The organism is Streptomyces sp. DSM 40750 (assembly GCF_024612035.1).
Lineage (GTDB): Bacteria > Actinomycetota > Actinomycetes > Streptomycetales > Streptomycetaceae > Streptomyces.
The window spans coordinates 8261492-8276270 of the sequence record NZ_CP102513.1 but is presented as its reverse complement, the minus strand read 5'-3'; the positions used below and the strand labels follow the sequence as shown (position 1 = coordinate 8276270).

The 14779-nt window shown below is 71.9% G+C and carries 10 protein-coding genes; 2 read left to right on the top strand and 8 right to left on the bottom strand.

All coding sequences use genetic code 11. The features are described 5' to 3' along the window. Positions 1 to 133 precede the first annotated feature (133 nt). The 5 genes from JIX55_RS36790 to miaA form a co-directional block, all read right to left on the bottom strand. Positions 134 to 1615, bottom strand: a complete 1482-nt coding sequence (locus tag JIX55_RS36790) for a M1 family metallopeptidase (RefSeq protein ID WP_257567532.1) — start codon at positions 1613 to 1615, stop codon at positions 134 to 136. A 127-nt stretch (positions 1616 to 1742) separates the two neighbouring features. After that, on the bottom strand, positions 1743 to 3893 hold the full coding sequence (locus JIX55_RS36785; RefSeq protein ID WP_257567531.1) for a RelA/SpoT family protein: 2151 nt from the start codon (positions 3891 to 3893) through the stop codon (positions 1743 to 1745). A gap of 298 nt (positions 3894 to 4191) precedes the next feature. Further along, positions 4192 to 5061: a diaminopimelate epimerase gene (gene dapF, locus JIX55_RS36780; RefSeq protein WP_257567530.1), complete on the bottom strand. Its 870-nt coding sequence runs from the start codon at positions 5059 to 5061 to the stop codon at positions 4192 to 4194. Between the two features lie 135 nt (positions 5062 to 5196). Further along, complete coding sequence (locus tag JIX55_RS36775) at positions 5197 to 5727, bottom strand: hypothetical protein (RefSeq protein WP_257567529.1); 531 nt, start codon at positions 5725 to 5727, stop codon at positions 5197 to 5199. A 102-nt stretch (positions 5728 to 5829) separates the two neighbouring features. Further along, positions 5830 to 6768, bottom strand: a complete 939-nt coding sequence (gene miaA, locus JIX55_RS36770) for a tRNA (adenosine(37)-N6)-dimethylallyltransferase MiaA (RefSeq protein WP_257567528.1) — start codon at positions 6766 to 6768, stop codon at positions 5830 to 5832. A 181-nt stretch (positions 6769 to 6949) separates the two neighbouring features. On the opposite strand from miaA, the gene JIX55_RS36765 reads away from it, so the two are divergent. Continuing rightward, the gene (locus JIX55_RS36765) at positions 6950 to 7213 is read left to right on the top strand and encodes a hypothetical protein (protein ID WP_257567527.1); all 264 of its coding nucleotides are present in this window, start codon (positions 6950 to 6952) and stop codon (positions 7211 to 7213) included. Positions 7214 to 7237: 24 nt separating this feature from the next. Then, on the top strand, positions 7238 to 7540 hold the full coding sequence (locus JIX55_RS36760; protein ID WP_257567526.1) for an antitoxin: 303 nt from the start codon (positions 7238 to 7240) through the stop codon (positions 7538 to 7540). Between the two features lie 118 nt (positions 7541 to 7658). Here JIX55_RS36760 and JIX55_RS36755 read toward each other — a convergent pair whose 3' ends face one another. The 3 genes from JIX55_RS36755 to JIX55_RS36745 form a co-directional block, all read right to left on the bottom strand. Beyond that, on the bottom strand, positions 7659 to 8369 hold the full coding sequence (locus JIX55_RS36755) for a class III extradiol dioxygenase subunit B-like domain-containing protein (RefSeq protein ID WP_257567525.1): 711 nt from the start codon (positions 8367 to 8369) through the stop codon (positions 7659 to 7661). Positions 8370 to 8507: 138 nt separating this feature from the next. Further along, positions 8508 to 10034: a tRNA (N6-isopentenyl adenosine(37)-C2)-methylthiotransferase MiaB gene (gene miaB / locus JIX55_RS36750; protein WP_257567524.1), complete on the bottom strand. Its 1527-nt coding sequence runs from the start codon at positions 10032 to 10034 to the stop codon at positions 8508 to 8510. A 64-nt stretch (positions 10035 to 10098) separates the two neighbouring features. Further along, a complete protein-coding gene (locus JIX55_RS36745; RefSeq protein WP_257567523.1) occupies positions 10099 to 14745 on the bottom strand; it encodes an FtsK/SpoIIIE domain-containing protein in 4647 nt (1548 codons plus the stop codon). Between the last annotated feature and the right edge of the window lie 34 nt (positions 14746 to 14779).

Below are 14779 nucleotides of genomic sequence, written 5' to 3'. Positions count from 1 at the left end.
CCGTCACTGGCGACAACGTCCGGGGCTTTCCGGGGATTCCCGTCGCCGACCCGAAGATGGTCGCACGGTACGCCCCGTCTCGTCACCCGGGTTATTCCCGCCCGCACCGGGGTCACACCCGGGTGGATTCCGTCTACCGCTTCGCCGACGCCCGCACCGGAGCCGACTTCCAGTCCGGGTGTCCCGGCATCGGCGGGGTCTTCACCTCGTACAGCCAGGCGTGGAAGAAGCCGTCCAGGTCGCGTCCGGTGATCAGGGAGGCGAGCTCCTGGAAGTCGGCGGTCGAGGCGACACCGTCCCGGTGGAAGGCGACCCAGGCCCGCTGCAGCAGGGCGAAGGAGGGCCCGCCGATCTCCTCGCGCAGGGCGTACAGGAAGAGCGCGGCACCGTCGTAGACGTTCGCCCTGAAGATGCCGATCTTCTGGCCGGCCTCGGGTTCCTTGGGCGCAGCGGGCGGTCCCCCGGCGGCGCGCCAGCGGTCGGAGGCGCCATAGGCGGTCTTCATGCGCGCCTCCACGGGCTTACCGGCGGTCTCCTCGGCGTACAGGGCCTCGTACCAGGTGGCGTGTCCCTCGTTCAGCCACAGGTCGGACCAGGTGCGCGGGCTGACGCTGTTGCCGAACCACTGGTGGGCCAGCTCGTGCACCATGATCGACTCGACGTACCACTTGGGGAAGTCGGACCTCGTGAACAGGTCTCTCTCGAAGAGGGAGAGGGTCTGTGTCTCCAGCTCGAACCCGGTCCGCGCCTCGGCGATCAGCACGCCGTACGTCTCGAAGGGGTACCGGCCGACCTTGCCCTCCATCCACGCGATCTGGGCGGGGGTCTTCTTGAGCCACGGTTCGAGCTTCGCGCGATCCTTGGCGGGGACCACGTCCCGTACGGGCAGGCCGTCGGGGCCGGCCCGGTGCAGTACGGCGGAGCGGCCGATGGAGATCTGGGCCAGCTCGGTGGCCATGGGGTGCTCGGTGCGGTACGTCCAGGTGGTTGTCCCGGGGGCGCGTTCCGTCCCGGCGGCGAGGCCGTTGGAGACGGCCGTGTAGCCGTCGGGCACGGTGACGCGGACGGTGAACATCGCCTTGTCGGACGGGTGGTCGTTGCAGGGGAACACCACGTGCGCGGCGTCGGCCTGGTTGGCCATCGCGAGCCCGTCCGCGGTCCGCAGCCAGCCGCCCTCCTCGTCCCCCGTGTACACGGGGCTGCTGGTGTGCCGCACGGTGACGCGTGTCCGGCTGCCCTCGGGGAGCGGTTCACGGGGTGTGATCACCAGGTCCTCGCCCGCGCTCGTGAAGGCGGCGGGCACCCCGTCGACCTCGACGGAACGCACCTTCCCGTGCGAGAAGTCAAGGTTGACCCGTTCCAGACGGGAGGTGGTTCGCGCGTCGATCGTGGTGACGGCCGTGAGCGGCTCACGGTTGTTGCCGGGGTAGGTGAAGTCGAGGCCGTACGACCGCACGTCGTATCCCGGGTTGCCGAGGTGCGGGAAGAGCCGGTCGCCGATGCCGAGGGGCACGGCGGGTGAGGGGGCGCTCGCGGCGATCAGGCAGACGGAGACGGCGGAGGCGAGCAGCGCGGTCTGGACACGACGGCTCCGGGGGCGTGGGGTGAGCGGCATGGACCACCGCTACCAGCGCGCCTCCGCTCCGCGGTGACGGCACGCGGCGCTCCCACCCGAACGAGCGGCCCGCCGTCTGCCGAGCCACCCCCGCCCGCCGGGTTCGGTGTGCGGCCGTCCGCCGGGATCAGTGCGCGGTCGGCGCCTGGTGCTGGGCACGCCCCACGTCGTAGACGCCCGGCACGTTCCGCATGGCCCGCATCAGGGCCGGGAGGTGGGCGGCGTCCGGGAGTTGCAGCGTGTAGGTGTGCCGGACGCGCTGCTGGGTCGGCGGCTCGACGGTGGCGGAGACGATGGCGACGCCCTCCAGGGCGATGGCCTCGGTGAGGTCGGCGAGGAGGTGGGGTCGCTGGAAGGACTCGGCGACGAGGGTGACCCGGAACTCGGTCGTGTCCCCCCAGCGCACATCGATGTCCGCGCGCCCCAGGCCCTTCATGCGCGTCACGGCGGCGCATTCGACGCGGTGCACGGTCACCACTCCCCCGCGGACGGCGAATCCGGTGACCTCGTCGGGCGGTACGGGCGTACAGCAGCCGGCGAGGCGGACGCTCGCCTCGGGCCGGCCGACGACGACCACGGCGTTCACGGTGTCGGAGGTGGCGGCGGCCTCGTCGTGGGCGGGGCGGGGGGCCGGGGTCTCGTCCTTGCGTTCGCCGTCGCGCTCCTCGTGCTCGTCGGCGGCGGGCGAGGGGTGGGTGGCGAGCCAGCGCTGGATGGCGATGCGCGCGCCGGGCGTGTGGGCGTGCTCCAGCCACTCTCTGGAGGGCTCGGAGGCCGGGTCCTGGCCCATGAGGAGCTGGACCGTGTCGCCGTCCTTCAGGACCGTACTCAGCGTCGCCAGGCGGCCGTTGACGCGAGCGCCGATGCAGGCGTGCGCGTCCTCCCCGTACTGCGCGTACGCGGCGTCCACGCAGCTGGCGCCCTCGGGAAGGCCCAACGTGCCCCCGTCGGGCCGGAAGACGGTGATCTCGCGGTCCTGGGCGAGGTCCTCGCGCAAGGTCGACCAGAACATGTCCGCGTCCGGTGCCGCCTCCTGCCAGTCGAGGAGCCGGGAGAGCCAGCCGGGGCGGGTGGGGTCGACGCGCTCGCCCTCGCCGTCGGTCTGCTCCTCCGCGGGCGCGGCGTAGGGATTGCCCAGCGCGACGACGCCGGCTTCGGCGACCTTGTGCATCTGGTGTGTACGGATGAGGACTTCGGCGACCTGGCCGTCGCCGCGGGCGACGGCCGTGTGCAGCGACTGGTACAGGTTGAACTTCGGTACGGCGATGAAGTCCTTGAACTCCGAGACGACGGGCGTGAGGCAGGTGTGCAGTTCACCGAGGACCGCGTAGCAGTCGGCGTCCTCGTGGACGAGGACCAGGAGCCGGCCGAAGTCGGAGCCGCGCAGCTGTCCGCGTTTTCGGGAGACCCGGTGCAGGGAGACGAAGTGCCGTGGCCTTATGAGGACTTCGGCCTGGATGCCGGCCTCGCGCAGGACGCCGCGCACCTCTTCGGAGATCTCGGCGAGCGGGTCGTTCGGCCGTGCGGCGTTGTCGACGATGAGTCCGCGCGTGTGCTCGTACTCCTCGGGGTGGAGGATCGCGAAGACGAGGTCCTCCAGCTCGGTCTTGAGCGCCTGGACGCCTAGCCGTTCGGCGAGCGGAATCAGGACGTCCCTGGTGACCTTGGCGATGCGTTCCTGCTTCTCGGGGCGCATCACGCCGAGGGTGCGCATGTTGTGCAGCCGGTCGGCGAGTTTGATCGACATCACGCGGACGTCGTTGCCGGTGGCGACGAGCATCTTGCGGAAGGTCTCGGGCTCGGCGGCGGCGCCGTAGTCGACCTTCTCCAACTTGGTGACGCCGTCGACGAGATAGCGCACCTCCTCACCGAACTCCTCGCGCACCTGATCGAGGGTCACATCGGTGTCCTCGACGGTGTCGTGGAGCAGAGAGGCCGTCAGGGTCGTTGTCTCCGCGCCGAGTTCGGCCAGGATCAGGGTCACGGCGAGCGGGTGTGTGATGTACGGCTCACCGCTCTTGCGCATCTGACCGCGGTGCGAGGACTCGGCGAGGACGTACGCCCGGCGCAGCGGGTCCAGGTCGGCGTCGGGATGGTGGGCGCGGTGCGCGTCGGCGAGATGGCTGATCGCGTCGGGCAACCGGTCGCGGGTGGCGGGGCCCAGGAGTGCGGCGCGGCCCAGACGGCGCAGGTCGATACGGGGTCGGCCCTTCCTGCGGTGCGCTGTGGGCGGCGCAGGGGCGGGCGATACGGCGGGGTTCGTGGCCTCCGCGCTCATGGGCACCTCCGGCTGCGTGGACCGGCGGACGGGTGCCCCATGGCGTGCGGCGGCTCAGGGGATCGTGTCGTTCCCCCGTCCGTGCCGGTGCTTGATGCTACCGAGCCCATCACGCCCGTCCGACCGCCTCTCGCCGAGCGTGAAACGGATCACCCATTCGAGCGATGGCTCTGACTTTTACGGTTTTGAGCCACCCCACCCGAGGTGCGCCATGGATTCCTATCCCTGGACGCCCCGTCGACTTGGATGCATTCGGCGCCCACCCTCCGAACACCACCATGTCAAGCCCTACCACACCTCAACGCGCCGCGCTTTCCAGCCACTTGGCGTCGATCTCGCCCTCGGCGACGATCACGGCGGGACCGGTCATCTCGATCTCGCCGTCGGGCCGTTCGGTGATGACGAGGGTTCCGCCGGGCACGTCGACGGTGTACGTCGCCGGGGTGCCCGTGACGGCCGGGTCGGCGCCGTCGCGGCGGGCGGCCGCCACGGCGACGGCGCAGGCGCCGGTGCCGCAGGAGCGGGTCTCGCCGGATCCGCGCTCGTGGACGCGCATGGCCACGTGGCGCGGGCCGCGGTCGACGACGAACTCGACGTTGACCCCGTGCGGGTAGGCGGAGGCGGGGCTGAAGGGCGGAGCCGCGTACAGATCGCCGGCGTCGGCGAGGTCGTCGACGAAGGCGACCGCGTGCGGGTTGCCCATGTTCACGTTGCGCGCGGGCCAGCTGCGCTCGCCGACGCTCACCGTGACGTCGCCTTCGGGGAGGCGCGCGCCGCCCATGCCGACCGTGATATCGCCGTTCTTGGCGATGTGGACGCTCTTCACACCCCCGCGCGTGGCGATGGCGAGGTCACCCTCGGTGACGTGACCGGCGTGCTGGAGGTAGCGGGCGAAGACCCGGACGCCGTTTCCGCACATCTCGGCGATCGACCCGTCGCCGTTGCGGTAGTCCATGAACCACTCCGCCTCGGCCGCCAGCTCCTCGGCCTCGGGATGCGCGGCGGACCGTACGACGTGCAGCACGCCGTCGCCCCCGATGCCCGCGCGGCGGTCGCACAGGGCGGCGACGGTGGCCGGCGAGAGGTCGATGACGTTCTCGGGGTCCGGGACGATCACGAAGTCGTTCTCGGTCCCGTGCCCCTTGAGGAAGGCGATCCGCGTGCTCATTCCTCGATCGTACGGGAGCGCTCCGCTGGGACGGCCGACGGAGGGAGCGGCAGTCAGCGCGGGCCGAGTGTGGCTGGTCGCGCCCACGCGACGGAGCCGCATGTCGACACAGCCCCGCGCCCCTTACGGGGCGCTCTAGCGGAGCCGGGCCACCCGCCACACGGCCAGGAAGGCGACCGCGGCGAGCACCAGGGCGTACCCGAGGACGAGGCGCCAGTCCGGGCGGCGGCCGGAGCCCCGCTGCGGCAGGCCCGGCCACGTGTAGCCGACCTTGCGGGCGGCCATCATGCCCCAGCCGGCCGCGGTGGCACAGATCAGCAGACCGAGCATGGCGACCACGGCGCCGCCGTCACCGAACTCGAAGGCGAGCGGGAAGGCGAACATCAGGGAGCCGACCGCGGCGAGGCCCACGATGGGCGCGAGCTGCCAGAGGCGGAGCCTGCGCTGGGGGCGCAGCTCGACCTCGACCTCCGGCCCGGACATCTCGTCCGGTTCCGGTCCGTCGTCGCTCACGCCACCGGGAGTCTGGTCGTCGGGCCCGTCGGGGCTCAGCGGATCGCCGTCGGGGTCCAGTCCGTACCCCTCGGTCACCAGCTGCTCCGCGTCCTCCGCGGTGCTGTGCTCCGCGCCTTGTGCGGTGTCACGAGGGCCGGCCTCCATCGCCACGCGCCCTCCCAACTCGGACTCCACTTGGTCGATCGAAGCTCGATGATGGCACGCCCCCGGAGGCCGGGAGGGCCGCCGGGGCGACCCGATGCCATGACGTGATCAGGCTGTGACCGGTCGTTCGACCAACGCCAGTGCGAGCTGCGGAAGTTCCCTCAGGTCGGCGAGACCCCCCTTGAGCCAATGCACCCGCGGGTCGCGCCTGAACCATGAATCCTGGCGGCGCGCGAAGCGCTTGGTGGCACGTACGGTCTCGGCACGCGCCTCGTCCATGGTGCACTGCCCGGCGAGCGCGGCGAGGACCTGCTGGTAGCCGAGCGCACGCGACGCCGTACGCCCCTCGCGCAGCCCTTGCGCCGTGAGGGAGCGCACTTCGTCGACGAGTCCGGCGTCCCACATGCGGTCGACGCGGCGCGTGATGCGCTCGTCGAGTTCGGGGCGCGCCACGTCGACGCCGATCTGGACGGTGTCGTAGACCGAGTCATGGCCCGGGAGGTTCGCCGTGAACGGTCTTCCGGTGATCTCGATCACTTCGAGGGCGCGGACGATCCGGCGGCCGTTGCTGGGCAGGATCGCGTGCGCCGCCTCGGGGTCGGCGGCGGCGAGCCGGGCGTGCAGCGCGCCGGAGCCGCGCAGGGTCAGCTCCTCCTCCAGACGGGCGCGGACGTCGGGGTCGGTGCCGGGGAACTCCAGGTTGTCGACGGCTCCGCGGACATACAGCCCGGAGCCGCCCACCAGGATCGGCCAGCGGCCCTCGGCGAGGAGGGCGTCGATGCGCGCGCGGGCGAGCCGCTGGTACTCGGCGACGCTGGCGGTGACCGTGACGTCCCAGATGTCCAGGAGGTGGTGCGGGACTCCGTCGCGCTCCCCGGGGGTCAGCTTGGCGGTGCCGATGTCCATCCCCCGGTAGAGCTGCATGGAATCGGCATTGATGACCTCGCCGCCGAGGCGATGGGCCAGAAAGACACCCAGATCGGACTTTCCGGCCGCGGTCGGTCCGACGACGGCGATGACCCTCGGAGGGGGAACTGCGCTACTCACCGCCCCAGTCTCGCAAATGTCGGGGCCTCTTCTCGAACGAGCTACGTGACGCGAGGGGGCCGGGGTCGTTGCGTGTTGGGAGTTCGAAGCGCCGGATCCGAGTACCGGCGACCCGGGTAACGCAATGGGACGCTCCGGGAGAGCGCGGGAATTAGCCCGCATGATTAGCATTGAGGTTGATATGGGTGTTTTTTCACTGTTCCGTCGCAAGGCGAAGGACGCGGAAGAGGCCGCCGTGACGGTATCCGCGCCGGTCGCCGAGACCGAGGCGGAGGAGTCGGACGAGGCGAAGGGATCGAACGAGGCCGGCCGGCCCGAGGCCGAGGCCGAGTCGACGGAGCCCTCCACGGAGGGTGTCGACGCGGCGGACGACGTGGAGATCCCCAAGCAGCAGACCGCAGAACAGGCGGCCGACAACGAGGCCAGTGAAGGCGCCCGCAAGTAACTGACCCGCGCGGGAAGGTGAACCATGGGTCTGCTGGATAATGTGAAATCCAAACTCTCCCCGGCCAAGGACAAGGTCTCGCACCTCGCACAGAAGCACGAGGGCAAGATCCAGCACGGTCTCGACAAGGCCGCGCACACCGTCGACAAGAGAACCAAGGGCAAGTACAGCGACAAGATCCAGTCGGGCACGGGCAAGGCGAAGCACGCCATGGACCGACTCGCGCACAAGGACGACGGCGGCGGCGTCACGCCCCCGCATTCGGGCGGCGGCCACACGCGTCGGTCTCCGGGCGGCGACTCCACGCCACCGCCTCCCGCTTCCTGAACACCTGCACATCGGCGGACGGCCGCGGAGCCACAACGGGCTCCCGGCCGTCCGCCGTCTTTCACCGCCTGTTTGACCGCCGTGTTCGACCAACCGTGTTCGACCAACCGTTTTCGATCTACGACCAGGCGGCCACCAGATAGCCCACCCCGTAGGGCGCGTCGTCGTACAGGAGGCTGCCGCCCAGGCCGGCTTCCTCGGCGGCGCCCGCCAGGATCTGCCAGGGGGCGCGACCGGAGGCCTGCATCTCTCGCGCGAGCCCGGTGTCCAGCGCCTTCAGGGCCGCGATGTCCGCGGCGGCGAGAGCGCGCGCGATCTCCGCGTCGAAGCCGGCCGCGCGGTCGTCCAGATACCCCGGGGCCTTGAGCGTGCGGCACGCGCTGCCGTCGCCCATCACCAGCAGGGCCACCCGCTCGGCCGACCCGGCGATGTCCCGTCCGATCTGGATACACCGCTCGACAGCGAGCGGTTCCCCCACACCGAGACCTTCCACAGGGGCGTGGGCCCAGTCGGTGCGGTCCAGCAGCCAGGCGGCGACGACGAGGGAGGCGGGCAGCCGGGCTTCCGGAGACGCCGTGCCGCCACCGCGCCCCAGGCGGACGTCGAGGTCCACACCGAAACCCCGGAACGAGCCGCGAGAGCCCTCCGGGTACGGTCCACCGGGTTCGGCGGCGCCCACGACCACCAGCCGGTCGGGCCGAGCGGCGGCGAGCACCCCCAGCGCGTCCGCACAGGCGTCCCGCACCGGATCCAGCTCAGGCGCGGCCCCTGCGGCGACTGCCGGCACGAGCAGCGGAGGGCAGGGGCACACGGCAGCGGCTACAAGCATGATCCGCAGGGTAACTTCTGCGGCCGCGAGGTGACGGTCGCGTCCTTCAGGGGCACGGGGAGCCTCGCGAACAACCCCCGCACACCCGCAGCCCGCGAACGACCGTCACGGCCGGCCGTTACGGCCGAGCTGAACCCGCTACTGACCGACGCCGCAGCCACCCGTCGCAGCCACCGGCAACGGCTCCGGAACACCGATCTTCGGCAGCCCCAGCATCACACCCGACGGCCTCTCCGCAGGCGCGGCATTCCGCTTCTCCCAGGCGTCGCCCGCGCGCGTCCGGCGCACGTCCATGACGGCGCCCTCGGCGAGGAGGTGGTGCGGGGCGGCGTACGTGATCTCGACGGTCACGACGTCGCCGGGGCGGACTTCCTGGTCGGGCTTGGTGAAGTGGACCAGGCGGTTGTCGGGGGCGCGGCCGGAGAGGCGGTGGGTGGCGCCGTCCTTGCGGCCCTCGCCCTCGGCGACCATCAGCTCCAGGGTGCGGCCGACCTGCTTCTTGTTCTCCTCCCAGGAGATCTCCTCCTGGAGGGCGACGAGGCGCTCGTAGCGGGCCTGGACGACCTGCTTGGGGATCTGGTTCTCCATGGTGGCGGCGGGGGTGCCGGGACGCTTGGAGTACTGGAAGGTGAACGCCTGGGTGAAGCGGGCCTCGCGGACCACGTGCATCGTCTGCTCGAAGTCCTCCTCGGTCTCGCCGGGGAAGCCCACGATGATGTCGGTGGTGATGGCCGCGTGCGGGATGGAGGCGCGGACCTTCTCGATGATCCCCAGGTAGCGCTCCTGGCGGTAGGAGCGGCGCATGGCCTTCAGGACCGTGTCCGAGCCGGACTGCAGCGGCATGTGCAGCTGCGGCATCACGTTCGGCGTCTCGGCCATGGCCGCGATCACGTCGTCGGTGAAGTCGCGGGGGTGCGGGGAGGTGAAGCGGACCCGCTCCAGACCGTCGATCTTCCCGCAGGCCCGCAACAGCTTGCTGAAGGCCTCGCGGTCGCCGATGTCGCTGCCGTACGCGTTCACGTTCTGGCCGAGCAGGGTGATCTCGGAGACGCCCTCGCCGACCAGGGCCTCGATCTCGGCGAGGATGTCGCCGGTGCGGCGGTCCTTCTCCTTGCCGCGCAGGGCCGGGACGATGCAGAACGTGCAGGTGTTGTTGCAGCCGACGGAGACCGAGACCCAGGCGGCGTAGGCGCTCTCGCGGCGGGTGGGCAGCGTGGAGGGGAACGCTTCGAGGGACTCGGCGATCTCGACCTGGGCCTCGTCCTGGATACGGGCGCGCTCCAGCAGGACGGGCAGCTTGCCGATGTTGTGCGTGCCGAAGACGACGTCCACCCAGGGCGCCTTCTTGACGATGGTGTCCTGGTCCTTCTGGGCCAGACAGCCGCCGACGGCGATCTGCATGCCGGGGCGGGCGGTCTTCATCGGGGCGAGGCGGCCGAGGTTGCCGTAGAGGCGGTTGTCGGCGTTCTCCCGTACGGCGCAGGTGTTGAAGACGACGACGTCGGCGTTGCCCTCGCCGGCGTCCTCGGGTGCGCGCACGTATCCGGCCTCCTCCAGGAGACCTGACAGGCGCTCGGAGTCGTGGACGTTCATCTGACATCCATAAGTGCGTACTTCGTATGTCTTGACGCCCACTGCCTGACTCCGGTCGCTGCTGTTGGTCACTCCGTAAGCCTAAGGCAGCGCCCGGGGAGTCCTCGTCCCGAGCGCCGCCGGCCACCGGCCGGGGTCAGGCCGTCGTGTCTTCCGCGTCGAGCACGGTCTCCGGGATCTGCACGTTGATCAGTTCGCCGGTGCGCGGGTCGACGGTGAGGCCGCGGCCGGGTTTGCGGCCGCCGCGCAGGTGGGCGTGGGCGAGGCGGGCCCCGACGAAGTCGCCCTCCAGGATGCTCTGCGGGCCGAGGAGGACGCCCTTGCGGTGTCGTTTCAGGGCGCTGAGCCAGCCCATCGCGCCCGTCATGGTCTCCGCGGTGGCGGCGATGACGATGCCGATGCCGTGGTCCCTGCCGGACTGGGCCAGGGAACGCAGGTTCTGGTCGATGTCCGGCAGGACGAACAGGTCGGCGTCGTCCACCATGACGACCCGGGGACCGCCGTCGGCCTCCAGGGCCTCGGTGAACTCCTCGACCGTGGGCTCGGTCGCGGTGATCAGCCGTACGCCGGGATGGTTGCCGAGGGTGCGCAGCGGCGACTCCCGTGGGGCGAGGATCACCAGGCGGGTGCCGGAGGCGAGCAGCGAGACCGCCAGGGCGGCCAGGGCGGTGCTGCGGCCGGAGCCGGGCGGGCCGACGACCGAGAAGGTCGGCGCGGTGTCCGCGAAGTCCACGCCCACCGGGGAGACGTCGTCGCCACCGAGGCCCAGCAGGCCCCACATCGGCCGGCGGAACGTCTCCCCCACCTTCTCGTACGCGTCCGTGAACGTGACCTTCACCGGCAGGGTGCCGATGCGGGCGGGCCGGCGGTCGGCCGGGAGTCCGGCGTCGCGGCGGGTCGCCTCGGCGCCGATCCGGCGCAGCGCCTCGGCCTGTTCCTGTCCGGTGGCGCCGGGAGCGAGCAGCGCCACCTGGATCTCGGTGCCGCCGTCGGAGGTGAAGCCGCGGCCGGGGAGGATCAGGTCGGGGATGTCGCGGGAGCGCTTGCCGACGGCGTGGTAGTCGGTGCGGTCGTTCAGGCGCAGCAGCAGTTTGTTGTCGTTGAGGGCGGTGGCCCGGCCGGACAGCAGGGCGCGTTCGGAGGTGGCGACGACGTGCAGGCCCGCGGCGGCGCCCTCGCGCAGCAGCCGGTTGAGCTGTTCCACTAGGCGGCCGCCGTTGTGGTCGGCGACGGCCTCGATCAGCGCGTCCCAGCCGTCGATGAACAGCATGATGTGCGGCGGCCGGGCGCCGGCGCCGACGGTCTCTCGGAGTTCGGTGAGGTTGCCGGCGTGCCGCTCGGTGAGGAGTTCCTGGCGGCGCTCCAGTTCACCGTCGAGCCGGGCGAACAGCCGCTCCAGGCGCTCGATGTCGCCCCGGGGCACGACGGCACCGCAGTGCGGGAGCAGACCCAGCGCGGTGAGCGCGCCGCCGGCGAAGTCGATGCCGTAGAGGTGGACGTCGGCGCTGGAGTGGCCCTGGGCGAGGGCTCCGGCCATGGTGCGCAGCACCTGGGAACGGCCGGAGCGCGGGATGCCGATGACGTACAGGTGTCCGAATTCGGTGAAGTCCAGCCGGACGGGCAGCTGGGCCTGTGCCTCGGGCAGGTCCGACAGGCCCCAGGAGACCGGGGCCAGGCGGGCACCGCCGGGTTCGTCGGGCTGGGGCAGGTCGTCGATGAGGAGGTTCTGGCCGAGGGCCGGCAGCCAGGGGCTGGGCTGCGGGGCGCATCCGGCGAGTTCGGCTGCCTCGGAGACCGCCGCCACCAGGGCGTTGAGGTCGGTGGCGACGTCGTCGCCTGCCGTCTCCGCCGCCGGGTCGCCGTCCTGGTCCGATTCCGCCGTGCCGGGGAGTCCGGCGGCGCGGCCGAGGCGCTGCCAGGGGAGTTCGGTGCCCCAGATGCGGGACTCCTCCACGGCCTGCTGTTCCCGGGGCTCCGGGGACGGCTTGGCACCGGGCAGGGGTGTTCCGGCGTAGGCGGTCTGGAAGGGGACGACGGTGCCGTGGCCGAGGCGGGCGAGGGCGCGGCCGGGGGTGGCCGGGGAGATGCTGACGGCGTCCTTGGTGTCGATGACGTCCATGCTCTCGGCGGCGTCGGTGACGCGGAGCGCGATGCGCAGGTTGGTGTTGGCCCGGATGTCGGAGCTGACCACGCCGGCCGGGCGCTGGGTGGCCAGGACGAGGTGGATGCCGAGGGAGCGGCCGCGCTGGGCGATGCTCACCAGGCCGGGGATGAAGTCCGGGATCTCCCGGTAGAGGGTGGCGAACTCGTCGATGACGATCACCAGCCGGGGCACGGGCAGCAGCTCGGCGTTCCGGCGGCGCATGCCCTGGTACTCCGGCAGGTCCTTGGCGCCGGCCTCGGCCAGGATGTGCTCGCGGCGGGTCAGTTCGGCCGACAGCGAGGTGAGCGCGCGCTGGACCAGGTGGCTGTCGAGGTCGGTGACCATGCCGAGGGTGTGCGGCAGGTCGACGCAGTCCTTGAAGGCGCTGCCGCCCTTGTAGTCGACGAGGACGAAGGTGAGTTCGTCGGGCCGGTTGACCGCGGCGAGGGCGGCCACGAAGGTCTGCAGCAGTTCGGACTTGCCGGAGCCGGTGGTGCCGGCCACCAGACCGTGCGGGCCGTCCTTGACCAGGTCGAAGGCGATCGGGCCGTCGTATCCGGCGCCCAGCAGGACGCCGGTGGAAGCGGGCCGCCGGTCCCAGCGGGCCGCGATCTGCTCGGCGGTCGGCTCGGGCAGCCCGAGGAGTTCGAGCAGCCCGACCTTCGCGGGCAGGCCCTCGGAGGCGTCCGGGGTGACGTCGCGGATCGGGGCGATGCCCCGGGCCACGCGTTCGCACCATTCGGGTTCGACCAGGTCGGGCCGGATGTCGGTGACGTCGGGCTGTCCGGTGCGGCACAGGGTCAGCCGGTGGTTCTCGTGGCGGACCACGGCGGTGCACTCCTCCGGAAGCAGCCGTTCCTCCTGGTCCAGGCAGAGCGGGAAGATCCGGACGGCCGGGCCCTCCTTGAGGATCGAGACCACTCCGGGTACGTCGCGCAGACGCCGGGCGCCGTCCATCACCACGAGGACGTCCGGTTCGCTCAGCAGCGCCTTGCTCATGGTGGACTCGGCGGCCCGCTGGCGGGTGCGCAGGGTGGAGACCAGTTCGGCCACGCGGTTGGCGACCGTCTCCGGGTCGTTGCCGATCAGGGTGACGGCGCCGCCGCGGATGCCGGGCAGACCGTCGCGGGAGTGGGGCAGCCAGCGCGCCCAGTGCCAGGAGTCCTGCGCGGCCTTGTCGGTGAGGACGACGATCCGCAGGTCGCGCGGGGTGTGCAGGACCGCTGCCTGGGCGGTCATCCAGCGGGCCAGGGCCTGCACCGGTCCCGTCGCGCCGGCCAGGCCCACCACGCCGCTCTCGATGAGGTCCACGCCGACGGGGGCGTCCGGGATCGTCCAGTGGACGGCGGTGTGGTTGTCCTCGCGGGCGGTGTCGTCGATGCCGAGCAGGGACGGCTGCGGGGCGGTGCCGATGCGCAGAGCCATGTGGTCCGGGTCGCCGCGGCGCCGTTCCCACAGCCGGCGACCGGGGCCGACCGCCCACAGTCCGGCCACCGCCGGGTCGGGGGCGCTCTCGGTGCGCAGCCGCCGCTCGGTGGCGACCTTCTGCCGGACGTCCTCCTCCAGCGAGGCCCGGCGCTGCCGGTAGACGCTGGACTTCTCCTCGTAGTCCTTGCGGGCCTGCCGTCGTCCGCTGACGTAGTTCGCGGCTATCAGCACCGGCGAGAGGAACATGAAGATCAGATAGAAGTACGAGTTCAGGAAGAACATCATGCTGACGCCGAAGACCATCGGGGCGAGGGCGACGAGCAGGGGAATCGGCCTGCGTCCGGGGGGATCGGGCGGTCCTGGCAGCCGGAACCGCTCGGGCGCCAGATGCGGCAGCATGCGCGGCGGCCGGTTGTAGTCCAGGCCGCCTCCACCCTCGGACGGCACCACCGCGGCGTCCCTGGAGGTCGGTTCGGCCAGCCGCAGCAGGTACTCACCGACGGACAGCTCCCCGTCGACGGGCCAGAGCACCCAGCCGTCGGGGAGTTCCGCGCCGCGGTCGGCTGCGTCGTCCGGCGCGGCGTTCTCGGCGTCTTCCTCGTCCTGCTCCGCGAGCGGCAGCAACGGGGTGTTGGGTCTCCCCCGGTGCTCCGGCGGCTCCGGGACGGACAGCCGTGCCGGGCCGCCCTCGGGCAGCTCCACGATGGCCGATCCGTCCGGGCGTACGGTCACCCGGATGCCCTCGCCCGGCATGCCCCGGCCGTCGAGCGGTACGGCGGCGTCCGCCAGCGGGCCGATGCCGTGGGTGCCGAGGCCGAGCGGGTGGACCCGTCCGGCGTCCGGGCCGCCCACCACCTGGAGTTCGACCACCGGTGAGTGGTCCGCCCGGTGCGGCTGCGGCATGGCGTCGCGTTCGGGGCCGTAGGCGGTGGCGGGGGACGGCTGCGGGGCGCCGAGGGCGACGACGCTGCCGTCCATCAGGCGGGTGGCGGCCAGCGGGGTGCCCGGGGCAAGGGGCTCGTCGCCCAGGTAGCAGGCCGGGGCCGGTCCCGGTGCGGCGGGCGAGGTTCCGGTCTCTTCGGTGTCACCGGCGCGCAGCCGGGCCAGATGTGCGGCGATGTCCTCGACGGGAGTACTCGCGGACGCACTCAGCAGCACGTCCTGGCGGCCGGTGGCGTCGCCGGCGGCGACCGTGGTGATGAGGAGTTTCACTTCTGCCCTTGGGGGTGGCTCGGGGGTGGGCGGT